The following is a 15195-nucleotide window of genomic DNA, read 5'->3' on the forward strand; positions in this document are numbered from 1 at the left end:
GGACGATCGAACAGCGTGAGGCCGATCGCGAAGCCGGGGAGGAGCACCCACGAGGGGCCGGGCATCAGCCCGGCCCCTCCTCCTTCCCCCTGTGAAGGTTCCGGCTAACTGTTGATCTGCGCCTGTAGAGCTGAGGCGTAGGTGGCGACCTCGGCGTAGACGCCCGGGTTGCCGGGGTCGGCGCAGCCGACGCCCCAGGAGACGACGCCGAACAGGCGGCCGTTCAGGACGAGCGGCCCACCGGAGTCGCCCTGGCAGGAGTCCTTGCCGCCCTCCTCGTACCCGGCGCAGATCTCGCCGTCCGCGGTGTAGCCCTCGCTCGCGTACGCCTTCTCGCAGTACGCGTCACCCAGCACCGGTACGCCGACCTTCTGGAAGGTGTTCGCCGGACCCGTGCCCTCGGTCTCGCCCCAGCCGTAGACCACCGACGCCGCCCCGGCCGCGTCCGCGGCCTTGTCCGTCTCCAGCGCCAGTGTCGGTACGCCGTCGAACGGCGTCGTCAGCGTCATCACCGCGACGTCGTGGCCGGGTTCCTTGCCGTAGGCGGGATCGACCCAGATGCTGCTGATCTTCGACTCCTTGCCGGTCGAGGTGTTGCTCAGCACGTCCCGGCCCTGGATCGCGGTGTAGGTCGAGATCGCCTCCTGCGAGCAGTGCGCCGCGGTGACGATCTTGTTCGGCGCGACCAGCGTCGCGCCGCACCATTCTCCGGTCGGGTCCGGGGAGCCGGTGTTCGACAGCTGGATGGCCCAGGGGGTGTCCGCGGTGTGGGCGACGGTGCCGCCGACGATGCGGGTCTTCGGTGCGTCGGGTGCCTGCGCGGCGGACGCGGAGCCGGCCACGGCCACCGCACCCAGGGACGCCACGGTCAGGATGCCGGCCGCCAGAGCGGCACGGACCATCTGCACTCTTCCTCTCATGCCTCACTCCAGGTTGATAGGGGCCGCCCGGGCGGGGCGGCCTCCGTCGGAGCGTCTCCTGAATACCGTCTGTAGCGCACCTCCCACTTGCGGTAACTCACGAGTTATGGCCTCGGCGCCCACTACAGTGCGGTCGTGCAGCCACCTTTCCCGGTTCCTCAGCCACGGGCCCGCACGGACTGGAAGACGGTGTTCCAGAAGCTGGGTGGCGCGGCGGTGCCGGTGGTGACACTCGGGGCGGGCAGTCCGGTGATGTTCGGCATCCTCGCCGTACGACGCCGCAGCTTCCGGCTGGCGGCGTCCGCCGGCGTCTACCTGGCCACGGCGGTCGGCTTCTGGGGGACCGACTGGAACGACGACGTCGACTCGACGAAAGCCGACGTCGTCATGACGTGCCTCGTGCTCAGCGTGGTGGCGGCCAGCGTTCAGGCGGCCGTGGTGATCGGCGCCCCGCGGGTGGACCGCCGCGCGGCCGGGCGCCGGCTCGAAGCGCGGCGACTGGCGGCCGAGCGACCTGACACCGCGCGCATCCTCGGCATCGGCCGGCCGGATCTGCCGCGGACGTACGACGACGGCGGCCTGGTCGACCTCAACGACGCCCCGGTCGAAGTTCTCTGCGGTGTGCCGGGGCTGAATCCGCAGCTCGCGGCCGCCATCGTGTCCAGCCGGACCCTGTCCGGCCGCTTCCGCCGGGTCGACGAGTTGTGGACCCGCGGCCTGCTGACCGCTCCACCCGGCCCGGACCTGTTCGACCGGCTGATCGTCATCGACGTCCAGGACCGGCGATGAAGATCCTCCTGACCGGGGCGCGGGTGGGGACCGAAAAGTGTCCGAGGCGCCCGGCAGAATTCGGGACGTGACTCTACCGATGCCACACCTCCGGCGCGGCGGATCCTGGAGCTCTGGCTCCCGGCCTTCCCCCGTCGCTCCGCTCCTCAGTCCAGGTCGGGAGGCCGCATGACCGGACAGGTGTTGTCGACGGCCCAGGCGCGGCGGGTGGCGCTGGCCGCGCAGGGCTTCATGGACCCGCGGCCGAAGGGTGTGCCGGACGCGCGGGCGCTGTCGCGGGTGCTCGGCCGGATCGGCCTGATCCAGATCGACTCGGTCAACGTGCTGAGCCGGGCCCAGTACCTGCCGCTGTACTCCCGCCTCGGCCCGTATCCCCGCGACCTGCTCGACCGGGCCGCCGGCAAGGCCCCGCGCCGCCTGGTGGAGTACTGGGCCCATGAGGCCTCCTTCATCCCGGTCGAGACGCACCCGCTGATGCGCTGGCGGATGGCTCGGGCGACGAGCGAGGCGTGGGGCGGCCCGCGGTCGATCGCGAAGGAGCGGCCGGATCTGCTGAAGCAGGTGCTGGCCGACGTCCGCGAGCACGGCCCGCTGACCGCGCGGGAGATCGACGACGACGTCGAGCGGTCCAAGGAGAACTGGGGCTGGAACTGGTCCGACGTGAAGCGGGCGCTGGAGTTCCTCTTCTTCGCCGGCGAGATCACGGTGGCCCGGCGCAACCAGCAGTTCGAGCGGATGTACGACGTCCCCGAGCGGGTGCTGCCGCGCGCCGTACTCGAGACTCCGACGCCGTCGCTGGAGGAGGCGCACCGCGGGCTGGTGTCGATCGCGGCGAGGGCGCACGGGGTGTCGACCGCGCAATGCCTGAAGGACTACTTCCGGACCGCGCCAGAGCCGACCGTCCGGGCGATCCACGAGTTGGTCGAGGACGGTGAGCTGATCCCGGTCCGGATCGACGGGTGGAAGCGGCAGGCGTACCTGCACCGCGACGCGCGGCTGCCGCGGCGGGTGAACGCGCGGGCGCTGGTCAGCCCGTTCGACTCGCTGGTGTTCGAGCGGACCCGGACCGAGGTGCTGTTCGACTTCCGGTACCGGATCGAGATCTACGTCCCGGCCGAGAAGCGCATTTACGGGTACTACGTCCTGCCGTTCCTGCTCGGGGACCGGCTGGTCGCCCGGGTGGACCTGAAGGCGGACCGGATCGCCGGGGTGCTGCTGGTCCAGTCGGCGCATGCGGAGCCGAAGGCGCCGGTGGAGACCGCGGACGAGCTGGCCGCCGAGCTGATCCAGTTGGCCGGCTTCCTCGGCCTGGACCAGGTCCGGGTGGCCGGTGGCGGTGACCTCTCACCTGCGCTGAGTGACGCTCTGCGCGGTTCCTGACTCCGCAGGCAGGTCGGTTCCGGAAGCGGCGGGCGGAACTTTCCCGCGGCCTGGATCGTGGGACGGACAGGCCCTACGGCACGCAGCGGGCGTGGCTTGGCACACCCCGCCCCGTACCATGGGTGGCGCGCGCCTGCCCACGGGTGGCTCGTGCCCCGTCGGCGTCGGCCGCACCAAGGCTTCAGCAGCAAGGAGAGAACTCCCCACCATGAAGGTGATCGACAAGGTCCTGCGGATCGGCGAGGGCAAGATCCTGCGCCAGCTCCAGGGCATCGCGAAGATGGTCAACTCGATCGAGGACGACTTCGTCAAGATGTCCGACGAGGAGCTTCGCGGCCAGACCGCGGAGTTCAAGCAGCGGCACGAGAACGGGGAGTCGCTCGACGCGCTGCTGCCGGAGGCGTTCGCGGTCGTCCGCGAGGCGGCCAAGCGGACCCTGCACCAGCGCCACTACGACGTGCAGATCATGGGTGGCGCCGCGCTGCACCTGGGCAACATCGCCGAGATGAAGACCGGTGAGGGCAAGACGCTGGTCGGCACGCTGCCGACGTACCTGAACGCGCTGTCCGGCAAGGGCGTGCACGTGGTCACGGTGAACGACTACCTGGCCAAGTTCCAGGCCGAGTGGATGGGCCGGGTGTACCACTTCCTCGGCCTCGACTACGGCGTGATCCTGCCGCAGATGACGCCGGCCGAGCGCCGGATCGCCTACGCCAAGGACATCACCTACGGCACCAACAACGAGTTCGGATTCGACTACCTGCGCGACAACATGGCCTCCAACATCGAGGACCTGGTCCAGCGCGAGCACAACTACGCGATCGTGGACGAGGTGGACTCGATCCTGGTCGACGAGGCGCGGACCCCGCTGATCATCTCCGGCCCGGCCGAGGACTCGCAGCGCTGGTACGTCGAGATGGCCCGGATCGCCGCGACGCTGAAGCCGCGACTGGTGGACGACAAGGTGCCCGAGGACCAGCGCCCGGTGGCCGACTACGAGGTGGACGAGAAGAAGCGCACGGTCGCGATCCTCGAGCGCGGTATCGAGAAGGTCGAGGACCGGCTCGGCATCGACAACCTGTACGAGTCGGCCAACACCCCGCTGATCAGCTACCTGAACAACGCGCTGAAGGCGAAGGACCTGTTCAAGCGCGACAAGGACTACGTGGTGGTCGACGGTGAGGTGCTGATCGTCGACGAGCACACCGGCCGCACGCTGCACGGCCGTCGCTACAACGAGGGACTCCACCAGGCGATCGAGGCCAAGGAAGGCGTCGAGATCAAGGAGGAGTACCAGACGCTCGCCACCATCACGCTGCAGAACTACTTCCGGCTCTACGAGAAGCTGGCCGGCATGACCGGTACGGCGATGACCGAGGCGGCCGAGTTCCAGAAGATCTACGGCCTGGGCGTGGTCCCGATCCCGACCAACAAGCCGATGATCCGCGCCGACGAGCGGGACCTGATCTTCCGCACCGAGGACGCCAAGTTCGACGCGGTGGTCAAGGACATCGTCGAGGTGCACAAGAGCGGGCAGCCGATCCTGGTCGGCACCACCAGCGTGGAGAAGTCGGAGCGGCTGTCCGCCCAGCTGCGCAAGGAGAACATCCCGCACGAGGTGCTGAACGCGAAGCAGCACGCGCGGGAGGCGGCGATCATCGCCGAGGCCGGCCGCAAGGGCGCGGTCACGGTGGCCACCAACATGGCCGGCCGTGGGACCGACATCATCCTCGGCGGCAACCCTGAGTTCCTGGCCGACAAGGACCTGCGGGCCCGCGGGATCGACCCGGCCGAGTCGCCGGAGGAGTACGAGGCGGAGTACCCGAAGGTCCTGGAGAAGTTCGAGCAGCAGGTCAAGGAGGAGCAGGAGGAGGTCCGCGCGCTCGGCGGCCTCTACGTGCTCGGCACCGAGCGGCACGAGTCCCGCCGGATCGACAACCAGCTGCGCGGCCGGTCCGGCCGTCAGGGCGACCCGGGCAAGTCCCGGTTCTACCTGTCGCTGGAGGACGACCTGATGCGGCTGTTCAAGCGCGAGATGGTCGACTGGGCGATGTCGCGCAACAACGACGACAGCCAGCCGCTGGAGAACAAGGTCGTCACCAAGGCGATCGCGTCGGCGCAGTCCCAGGTCGAGGCGCAGAACTTCGAGACCCGGAAGAACATCCTCAAGTACGACGACGTGATGAACCGGCAGCGGCACGTCGTGTACGCCGAGCGCCGCCGGGTGCTCGAGGGCGCCGACCTGCGCGACCAGGTGCAGGACATGCTCGAGGAGACCGTCACCGGGTACGTGCAGGGCGCGACCGCCGAGGGCTTCGCCGAGGACTGGGACCTGGACGCCCTGTTCACCGCGATGAAGACGCTGTACTCGACCGAGCTGACCGAGGAGGAGCTGATCGAGCAGGCCGGCGGCGACAAGTCCGGCCTGACCCAGGACTTCCTGATCGAGGCCTTCCTCGCCGACGCCAAGGCGGCGTACGAACGCCGCGAGGAGCTGCTCGGCGCGGACGCGATGCGCGAGCTCGAGCGCCAGGTCGTGCTCAGTGTGCTGGACCGCAAGTGGCGTGAGCACCTGTACGAGATGGACTACCTGCGCGAGGGCATCGGCCTGCGCGCGATGGCGCAGCGCGACCCCCTGGTCGAGTACCAGCGCGAGGGCTACGACATGTTCGCCGCGATGATGGAGTCGATCAAGGAGGAGTCGGTCGGCTTCATCTTCAACGTCGACGTCCAGGTGATGCAGGCCCAGATGGCGCTGCAGGACGAGCCCCAGGCCGCCGACACCGAGGCGCCCGAGGACGTTCTCACCCCGAACGCGCCGGTGGCGGAGTTCCCGGGCCGGGTCCAGGACGAGGTGCGGCCGCGCGACACCCCGCGGGTGCGCGCCAAGGGGCTGACCGGTGACAGCCGTCCGCAGCGGCTGTCGTACTCGGCGCCGACGATCGACGGCGACGAGGAGGTCTCGGTCCGCCAGGACACCGCCGAGGAGGGTGACCTGATGTACGCCGGTACTCCGCGCAACGTGGCCTGCCCGTGCGGCTCGGGCAAGAAGTACAAGCGTTGCCACGGCGACCCGCAGTCGGACGTCTACAAGTTCTGAGTCACGCCTTCTGAGTCACACCGCGAACGGCCGGCCCTTTCGAGGGCCGGCCGTTCGGTGTGTCTGGCGCCATGGCGGCCGGCGGGCCGGGTGTGGTGCCCTGGGTCCATGTGGCTGACGGAGAAGTTCGGGTTGTCCGTTCCGGTGGTGGGCGCGCCGATGGCGAACGTGAGCGGAGGCACGCTGACCGCCGCGATCTCGGCGGCCGGGGGACTGGGCATGCTCGGCGCCGGCTCCGCGGTGAGTGCCGACTGGATCCGGACCGAGGGTGCGGTCGCCGCGGCGAGCGGGAAACCGTACGGCGTCGGCCTGATGGCCTGGTCGGTCAAGGGCCGGCCCGAGCACCTCGACGCGGTGCTCGAACTCAGGCCTGCTCTGGTCGCTCTCAGCTTCGGCGACTATGCGCCGTACGTCGGGACACTGCAGAAGGAAGGCATCGTCGTCGCCACCCAGGCCGGGACGGTCGCCGATGCGCGGGAGGCGATCGACGCCGGTGTCGACGTGATCGTCGCCCGCGGGGCCGAGGCCGGTGGCCACGGCCGGAACGCGGTCGCCACCCTCCCGTTGCTGCAGGCGATCCTCGACCTCACCGATCTCCCGGTACTCGCCGCCGGTGGCATCTCGGGACCGCGCGGGCTGGCCGCCGTACTGGCCGCGGGGGCCGCCGGCGGCTGGATCGGTACGGCGTTCCTGACGTGCGTGGAGGCGATGACGCCGGAGTCGGTGCGGCAGCGGGTGATCGAGGCGGACGAGACCGACACCGTCTACGGGACGGTGTTCGACGCGGCGTCGCGGGCCGGCTGGCCGGACGAGTTCGGCGGGCGGGCGCTGCGGAACGCGTACTTCGATGCGTGGGAAGGCCGCGAGGACGAACTCAAGTCCGATGACGCCGGCCACGCGGATTACGTCGCCGGAGTCCGCGCCGCCGACCCGGCTCGTACCTCGATCTACGCGGGCCAGGGCGTCGGCGAGCTGACCGGCCAACCGACGGCGGCCGAGGTACTCGGCTCCTTCTCCGCCTACCGGACCTACCTCCAGGCAGCCCTCGGCCGGTAGGGCGGCGGTGGTGGCCGGGTCGGCCATCACGGCGTGCAAGTTGCTGACTGAGCAGCGTCTCAGGTCTTGACGGACGAGGTTTTAACCGGTTTAGATGGCGTTTAAACCGGTTTAAACCCTGTCAAGTGAGGTGTCTGTGAGCAAACAGCGGCCGACGATCGCCGATGTGGCGAGCCGGGCGGGTGTGTCCAAGGGCGCGGTCTCGTTCGCGCTGAACGGGCGTCCCGGGCTGGCCCAGTCGACCGTGGACAAGATCCTCGCGGCGGCCGACGAGCTCGGCTGGCGGCCGAGCAACCGGGCCCGGTCGCTGTCGGTGTCGAAGGCGTTCGCCCTCGGCCTGGTGATCACCCGGGATCCGGCCGTGCTGTCGTCGGACCCGTTCTTCCCGGCCTTCATCGCCGGTGTGGAGAGTGTCCTGTCCGCCCGCGGGCAGGCGCTGGTCCTGCAGGTCGTCACCGCCGGTGAGGACGAGGAGGCCGGCTACCGGCGTCTGGCGCAGGACGCCCGCGTGGACGGGGTCTTCCTGTCCGACCTGCGGCACGACGATCCGCGGATCGACCTCCTGGTCGAGCTCGGTCTGCCCGCCGTGACCCTGAACCGCCCCGACGGCGCGTCGCCGTTCCCGGCCGTCGTCCTGGACGACCGGCCCGGCACCGCCGCGGTCGTCGAACATCTGCTGTCGCTCGGTCATCGCCGGATCGCGCATGTCGCCGGTCCGCCGGCGTTCGTGCACGCGACGGCCCGGTCCAACGCCTTCCTGTCGACGCTGTCCGCCGCCGGACTGGAGCCGGTGGCGATCGAGACCAGCGACTTCACCGCCGCCGGCGGGATCGAGGCCACCCGCCGGCTGCTCGCACTGGCCGAGCCGCCGACCGCGATCGTCTACGCGAACGACCGGATGGCGATCGCCGGCCTCGGCGCCGCCCAGGCGGCCGGGTTGGCCGTCCCGGGCGACCTGAGCATCGCCGGCTTCGACGACAGCGAACTGGCCGAGTACGTCCACCCCGGCCTGACCACCGTGCGCGCCGACCCGTTCCGCTTCGGCGAGGCGGCCGCCCGCACTCTCAACCAGGTTGTCGACGGCGAGGCCGACGTACCCGACGTCGAGCTGCCCCCCGCGCAACTCGTCATCCGGCACTCCACCGCCGCACCCCCTGTACAGCTGGAGGAATCATGAAGTTGCAAGCTGGACTGCTGGCCCTGGTGCTGGCCGGCTCACTCGCCGCGTGTGGCGACGGCGGAGGCGGCGCTGGTGACGCCGACGCCGCGCCCAAGGCGACCGGGCCGATCACCGTCTGGTACTCGAACAACGCCGAGGAAGTGGCCTGGGGCAAGCAGATGGTCGCGGCCTGGAACGCGGCGCATCCGGACCAGAAGGTCACCGCCCAGGAGATCCCGACCGGGAAGAGCTCCGAGGAGGTCATCGGTGCCGCGATCACCGCGGGCAACGCGCCGTGCCTGATCTTCAACACCTCGCCGGCCTCGGTCTCGCAGTTCCAGAAGCAGGGCGGTCTGGTGCCGCTCGACTCCTTCGCGGACGGTACGTCGTACATCGAGGACCGCTCGGGTGACGTCGCGAAGCAGTACAAGTCGAACGACGGCAAGTACTACCAGCTGCCGTGGAAGTCGAACCCGGTGATGATCTTCTACAACAAGTCGGCCTTCGCCAAGGCGGGGCTCGACCCCGCGAAGCCGCCGCTGGCGACGTACGACGAGTTCCTGGCCACGTCCCGGAAGCTGGTCGCGGCGAAGGCGGCCAAGTTCGCGATCTACCCGGCGCCGAGCAACGAGTTCTACCAGTCCTGGTTCGACTTCTACCCGCTGTTCGCGGCCGAGACCGGCGGCAAGCAGTTGGTTGCCGACGGCAAGGCCACGTTCAATTCCGACGAGGGCAGGAAGGTCGCGCAATTCTGGCGGACGATGTACGCCGACAAACTGGCGTCGCAGGAGAAGTACACCGGTGACGCGTTCGTCGACGGCACCGCCGCGATGGCGGTCGTGGGCCCGTGGGCAGTCGCGACGTACAAGGGCAAGGTCGACTGGGGCGTCGTACCCGTCCCCACCTCGTCCGGCAAGCCGGCGAACGAGATCCACACCTTCTCCGACGCGAAGAACGTAGCCATGTACTCCGCGTGCAAGAACCGCGGCACCGCGTGGGAGGTGCTGAAGTTCGCCACCAGCCAGGAGCAGGACGGCAAGTTCCTGGAGACGACCGGTCAGATGCCGCTGCGCAAGGACGTGGCCGCGGCGTACCCGGACTACTTCGCCAAGAACCCCGACTACAAGGTGTTCGCGGACCAGGCGGCCCGCACGGTCGAGGTGCCGAACGTGCCGAACTCGATCACCATCTGGCAGACCTTCCGGGACGCGTACTCCAAGTCCGTCATCTTCGGCCAGGAGGACCCGGGCGCGGCGCTGGACGGCGCGGCGCAGAAGGTCGATCAGCTCGCCTCGCAGTCATGAGCCGACTGGCCTCGCCGGAAACCCGCCGGCGGCGTGGCGCTCTCGGCCGGGTCCTCGGTGAGCATCCGGCCGGGACCGCGTTCGTCACGCCGTACGTCGTGTTCCTGGCGGCCGTGTTCGCCTACCCGCTCGGGTTCGCGGTCTACATGTCGTTCCACGACTACTTCTTCACCGCGCCCGGCGCGATCGTGGAACGGCCGTTCGTGGGGTTCGAGAACTACGTCACCGTGCTCTCGGATCCCGCGGTACGGCGGTCCTTCGGGAACGTGCTCGTGTTCCTGGTGATCAACGTGCCGCTGACCGTCGTGCTGGCGCTCGGTCTGGCGACTGCGCTGAACGCCGCGATCCGCTGGCGGACCTTCTTCCGGGTCAGCTACTACGTGCCGTACGTGACGGCGAGTGTCGCGGTCGTGGGCGTCTGGTTGTTCCTGTTCAACTCCAACGGGTTGGTGAACTCGATCCTCGGACCGCTCGCGCCGGATCCGTCCTGGCTGGTCAACTCGACGCTGGCGATGCCGACGGTCGCGATCTACGTGACCTGGAAACAGCTCGGGTTCTTCATCCTGCTGTATCTGGCCGCGCTGCAGAACGTGTCCAAGGATCTGTACGAGGCGGCCGCGATGGACGGCGCCGGACGGTGGAAGTCGTTCCTCAACGTGACCGTTCCCGGCGTCCGGCCGGCGACGACCCTCGTCGTACTGCTCGCGACCGTGACCGGGGCCAACCTGTTCACCGAGCCGTATCTGCTCACCGGTGGTGGCGGACCCGACGGCGCGTCGGCGTCGCCGGTGCTGGTGATGTACCAGAAGGGCATCGAGCAGGGGAACCCGGACATCGGCGCCGCGATCGGGGTGCTGCTGGTGATCGCCGTCCTCGTGCTCGCCTTGATCGAACGCCGGTTCGTGGGGAGGGAAGACTGATGAAACTGCGCTTCGCCGCGTTGCTGGTCGGCGCGTTCGTGTTCTTGTTCCCCTTCTACTACATGCTGATCGGCTCGCTGCAGGCCGAACCCGACCCGTCGGTCGGCGGCGCGTTCCCGTCGCCGGGCAACCTGACCGGCCACAACTACGTCGAGATCAACCGGGCGATCGACCTCGGCCGGTCGCTGATCAACTCCGGCGTCTTCACCGGCGGGGTCATCCTCGGCACGCTGGTGTTCGGCGTGCTCGCCGGCTATGCGCTGGCCCGGCTGCACTTCCGCGGTCGCGGTCTGGTGTTCAACCTGATGCTGCTGGTCCAGGTGGTGCCGTTCCAGTTGCTGACGATTCCGCTGTACGTGCTGATCGTCCGCAGCTACGGGCTGGCCGACTCCTACCTCGGGATGATCCTGCCGTTCGCGATCAACTCGACCGCGGTCTTCGTGTTCCGGCAGTACTTCCTGCAGCTTCCGCAGGAGTTGTTCGACGCGGCCCGGATCGACGGCGCGGGCGAGCTCGGCATCCTGTGGCGGGTGGCCATCCCGTTGGTGAAGCCCGCGCTGCTGACCGGCGTACTGCTGACGTTCATCGGGCCGTGGAACGAGTTCCTCTGGCCGTTCCTGATCACCAAGCAGCAGGACCTGCAGCCGCTCGCGGTGTCCCTGTCGAACTACCTGACCACGGTGTCGGCGCGGGCCGCGAACCCGTTCGGCGCCGTGCTCGCCGGGGCGTGTGTGCTGGCCGCGCCGGCGGTGACGTTGTTCCTGATCTTCCAGCGCCGCTTCATCGCCACGAACCTCGAGTCCGGGGTCAAGGGCTAACTCCTCTGTGTGGAAAGGCTTGTTGTCGTGACTGTTCCCTACACCCTGACCCGTGTCGGCGTACTGATGACGCCGGAGCCCGGTAACGAGTTCGAGGTCGAGGGGGTGCTGAACCCGGCCACCGGCCACACGCCGGACGGACAATTGTACCTGCTCCCGCGCCTGGTTGCCGCAGGCAACGTCTCGCGGGTCGGCCTGGCCGCCGTGGAGGTGAAGGACGGTGTCCCGGTCGGGGTACGGCGGGAGGGCGTCGTCCTGGCTCCGGACGAGGGCTGGGAGCGCGGGCTGAACAACGCCGGCGTCGAGGACCCGCGGGTGACGTGGATCCCGTCGCTCGGCACCCACGTGATGACGTACGTCGCCTACGGTCCGCTCGGCCCCAAACCGGCGCTCGCGGTGTCGTCGGATCTGCGGGACTGGCGGCGGCTCGGGCCACTGCACTTCGAGTACCAACCAGACCTCGACACCGACCTGAACCTCTTCCCCAACAAGGACACGGTGTTCTTCCCGGAGCCGGTGCCCGGTCCCGACGGCGAGCCGTCGTACGCGATGCTGCACCGGCCGATGTGGGACCTCGGCTGGTTCCGCGAAGGCGAAGGCGTTCACCTGCCTGCCGGGATCACCGACGATCGGCCGGGGATCTGGGTGTCGTTCGTGCCGGTCGCCGACGTCGAGCGTGACCTCCGGAATCTGGTCCACCTGCGCCACCACCGGCTGGTTGCCATGTCGGAGTACCCCTTCGAGGAGTTGAAGATCGGGGCCGGGCCGGCGCCGCTGCGGGTGCCCGAGGGCTGGCTGGTGATTCACCACGGCGTCACCGGTGAGCAGCCGAAGGGGTTCGACCCGACCACGCAGAAGGTCAGCTACGCGGCGGGCGCGTTGCTCCTGGACGCCGACGACGTGACGCGGGTGATCGCGCGGACGCCGGAACCGCTCCTGGTGCCCGAGACCGAGGAGGAGCGGATCGGAACCGTCGGGAACGTGGTGTTCCCGACCGCCATCGAGGAGGTCGAAGGAGTGCGGTACGTCTTCTACGGGATGGCCGACGCGGCCATCGGTGTCGCCAGACTGGACCGGCTGTCATGACGAGCGGGGTGAGGCGCCGCGCTTTCCTGGGCGGAGCGGTGGCAGCGGCGGCCGCTTCGACTGTCTCGCTGCCGACGTCGGCATCCGCTTCTCCTTCGGGCAGGTTGAGCAACCTCGCGCACCTCGACTTCCTGCGCACGACGGTCACACCACCTCCCGCCGCCGGTCACAGCACCTACGGCTCCGGCCCACTAGGGGTGCTGTGGACGTATGCGGACCGGCAGCCGGACGGCTCGTACAAGCGCATCGGCGGCGGGGCGTACGACGCTGTCACCAACACCTACGGCCAGGGCGCCTACAACGCGGACGACATCTCGCGTGCTGCCGTCGTCTACCTCCGTGCTGAGCGGCTGGACGTCGCACGGGACCTGTTGCGCGGTCTCACCTACCTGCAATCGCCCAACGGCAACGTAGTGCTGTGGATGCAGCCGGATGGGACCCTCAACCCGAGTGCCGAGCCCGTCGAACTCCCCGACCCGTCCGACTCCGGGCCGTCCTACTGGCTCGCCCGTACTGTGTGGGCGCTGGGGGAGGGGTACGCGGCCTTCCGCGGTGTCGACCGCCGGTTCGCCGAGTTCCTCCGGGATCGACTCGAGTTGGCTCTCGCTGCGCTGGAGCGGCAGGTGCTGGTGCGCTACGGCGACTGGAACGTCGTCGACGGTCGGCGTGTGCCTGCTTGGCTCATCGTGAACGGTGCCGACGCGACATCCGAGGCCGTTCTCGGGTTGGCGGCGTACGTGCGGGCCGGTGGATCGCCGCGGGCTCGACGTGCCTTGACGCAGTTCGCTGAGGGCATCAGCTACCTGGCCTCAGGCTCCAGCCGGGTGTGGCCGTTCCGGGCGTTGCTGCCGTGGGGTGAGTCGATCTCGGTGTGGCACGCGTGGGGTGCGCAGATGCCGTCTGCACTGGCCGCGGCCTCGTCTGTCGTGTCCACTCCACTCGGCGCTGCCGTTGGGGACACCGCCGGTTTCACTCCGTTGCTGATGACCGCAGGTGGGCCTGACAACGGTTGGTTGCCGGCGCCGATCGACCGCACCCAGATCGCGTATGGCGTCGACGCCCGCCTGCAAGGGCTGCTGGCCGTCGGACTGCCTGGCCTGAAGCAGGTCGCCGCTTTCGTCGCGGCCTGGTACTTCGGCGCGAACCGGGCCGGCTCACCGATGTACGACCCGGCCACCGGCCGCACGTACGACGGCATCTCCGGCGACGGCGTGGTGAACCGCAACTCCGGTGCTGAATCCACCATCCACGGCCAACTCTCCATGCTCGCCCTCGACGCGAACCCGGGCCTCGCCCGGCTGGCGCAGCGACTGGGAGCGGGTCCACTGAGCCGCGCCGGCCTGCACATGGTCGAAGGCGAGTCCTCCGTCGGTGGGCAGATCGTGACGCCGCCGTCCGCGTGGACGGGCGAATCCCAATGGAGCAACGGCTCCTACATTTCGCTCAGCGCGGGCGACAGCGCGCAGTGGACCCTGCCCGCGTCGACCCAGCCTCGCCTCGTGCTCCCGGTCGTCAACCTCCACGAACCCGGGCGGACAACCTGGACGACGGGCTCGTTGAGACTGGGCACGATCGACCACACCGCTCCGGGACCGCAAGGTATTTCGGCAGCCCCCGGCGTTCTCCAACCCATCACGTTGCCCACGCCGCTTCCGCCGTACGCGACGAGCCTCAGGGCGGTTGCCACAACGGGCGCGGCCGAGATCGACGCACTCATCCTGATCCCGGCGATCAGCACCCTCACTGTGGGCAGTGGAGTCTTGCTGAGCAGCGTCGACCAGCAGCCACGGACCTTCCGCCTCGCGGTTGCTGACGGGACGACCGCCTACAGCTACACCTCCAACGGCAAGTTGCACTCACGCCGTCGCCTGACTGGTGGAACCTCCGACGTCTTGGTCCAGCCGGGCGGTTTCGCAGTCGTGCTCTGAACTGCGGGCGGCATCAGCTCAGTAGGGTGCGGGGTGGGAGGCCGGTGAGGGCTTTGACGTCTCGGGTGAAATGGGCCTGGTCGGCGTACCCGGTCAGCACGGCGACGTCGGCAAGGGGAAGTCCGGTGCGGGCTCGGTCGAGGGCGGCGTTCATCCGGAGTACCCGGTCGAGCATCTTCGGCCCGTAGCCGAACGCGTGCAGGCACCGGCGATGCAACTGCCGCTCGCTGAGCCCGACGCTGGCGGCAAGCGCGAGCACACCGGCGCCACCCCGCAGCACTCCGCTGCGTACCGCGCGCAGCACCTGCGTGACCAACCGGTCGGGCGGCTCCTCGTTCAGTCCCGCGGCCGCCTTTTCCAGCGCGAGGGCCGGATCCGGCGCCGACCTCACCCGGTCGGCCAGCCGCCGAGCCCGGGCGGGCGACCACACGTCGCTCAGGGGAACGCGCTCGTTCAGCAGTTCACGCGCCGGTACGCCGAGGAATCGCGGCGCCGACCCGGGGGCGAACCGGATCCCGGCGTACCGCATCCCGGCCTCGGACGATCCGACCCACGCCCGGTCGTCGGGGCCGGCGACGACCAGCTCGTCGTCCACCAGCATCAGGTCCATGCAGCCGTCCGGGAGCACCCGGTACTCCCCACGCTCCGCGGTCCGCGTCCACAGCACGGCACCGGGCACCCGGGTGGGACGCTCGCGATACGGTTCGAACTCACTCACCCCATCAGTCTGCAACG

Annotated in this window: 12 protein-coding genes; 10 read left to right on the forward strand and 2 right to left on the reverse strand. The window is 69.4% G+C overall.

Annotated elements, in window-relative coordinates:
- Positions 1-104: 104 nt before the first annotated feature.
- Complete coding sequence (locus tag ACYVOK_RS16190) at positions 105-920, reverse strand: S1 family peptidase (protein WP_460663243.1); 816 nt, start codon at positions 918-920, stop codon at positions 105-107.
- A 135-nt stretch (positions 921-1055) separates the two neighbouring features.
- On the opposite strand from ACYVOK_RS16190, the gene ACYVOK_RS16195 reads away from it, so the two are divergent.
- The 10 genes from ACYVOK_RS16195 (at position 1056) to ACYVOK_RS16240 (ending at position 14460) form a co-directional block, all read left to right on the forward strand.
- Positions 1056-1709, forward strand: a complete 654-nt coding sequence (locus ACYVOK_RS16195; RefSeq protein WP_460663244.1) for a ComEA family DNA-binding protein — start codon at positions 1056-1058, stop codon at positions 1707-1709.
- Positions 1710-1877: 168 nt separating this feature from the next.
- On the forward strand, positions 1878-3089 hold the full coding sequence (locus tag ACYVOK_RS16200; RefSeq protein WP_460663245.1) for a winged helix-turn-helix domain-containing protein: 1212 nt from the start codon (positions 1878-1880) through the stop codon (positions 3087-3089).
- Between the two features lie 208 nt (positions 3090-3297).
- The gene (secA, locus tag ACYVOK_RS16205) at positions 3298-6189 is read left to right on the forward strand and encodes a preprotein translocase subunit SecA (RefSeq protein WP_460663246.1); all 2892 of its coding nucleotides are present in this window, start codon (positions 3298-3300) and stop codon (positions 6187-6189) included.
- 108 nt (positions 6190-6297) lie between these two features.
- Positions 6298-7245: an NAD(P)H-dependent flavin oxidoreductase gene (locus tag ACYVOK_RS16210; RefSeq protein ID WP_460663247.1), complete on the forward strand. Its 948-nt coding sequence runs from the start codon at positions 6298-6300 to the stop codon at positions 7243-7245.
- 136 nt (positions 7246-7381) lie between these two features.
- A complete protein-coding gene (locus ACYVOK_RS16215; protein ID WP_460663248.1) occupies positions 7382-8422 on the forward strand; it encodes a LacI family DNA-binding transcriptional regulator in 1041 nt (346 codons plus the stop codon).
- The gene (locus ACYVOK_RS16220) at positions 8419-9708 is read left to right on the forward strand and encodes an ABC transporter substrate-binding protein (RefSeq protein ID WP_460663249.1); all 1290 of its coding nucleotides are present in this window, start codon (positions 8419-8421) and stop codon (positions 9706-9708) included. The genes ACYVOK_RS16215 and ACYVOK_RS16220 overlap by 4 nt, the downstream gene beginning before the upstream one ends.
- Positions 9705-10628: a carbohydrate ABC transporter permease gene (locus tag ACYVOK_RS16225; protein WP_460663250.1), complete on the forward strand. Its 924-nt coding sequence runs from the start codon at positions 9705-9707 to the stop codon at positions 10626-10628. The genes ACYVOK_RS16220 and ACYVOK_RS16225 overlap by 4 nt, the downstream gene beginning before the upstream one ends.
- Positions 10628-11446, forward strand: coding sequence for a carbohydrate ABC transporter permease (locus ACYVOK_RS16230; protein WP_460663251.1), 819 nt, complete (start codon positions 10628-10630; stop codon positions 11444-11446). The genes ACYVOK_RS16225 and ACYVOK_RS16230 overlap by 1 nt, the downstream gene beginning before the upstream one ends.
- 27 nt (positions 11447-11473) lie before the next feature.
- A complete protein-coding gene (locus tag ACYVOK_RS16235) occupies positions 11474-12532 on the forward strand; it encodes a glycoside hydrolase family 130 protein (RefSeq protein ID WP_460663252.1) in 1059 nt (352 codons plus the stop codon).
- 104 nt (positions 12533-12636) lie between these two features.
- Positions 12637-14460 carry a hypothetical protein gene (locus ACYVOK_RS16240; protein WP_460663253.1) on the forward strand — a complete coding sequence of 608 codons (1824 nt, stop codon included), beginning with the start codon at positions 12637-12639 and terminating at the stop codon, positions 14458-14460.
- Between the two features lie 13 nt (positions 14461-14473).
- Here ACYVOK_RS16240 and ACYVOK_RS16245 read toward each other — a convergent pair whose 3' ends face one another.
- Positions 14474-15178 (reverse strand): AraC family transcriptional regulator, encoded by a 705-nt coding sequence (locus ACYVOK_RS16245; RefSeq protein ID WP_460663254.1) that lies wholly within the window; start codon positions 15176-15178, stop codon positions 14474-14476.
- Between the last annotated feature and the right edge of the window lie 17 nt (positions 15179-15195).

It is taken from the genome of Kribbella swartbergensis, assembly GCF_054784135.1.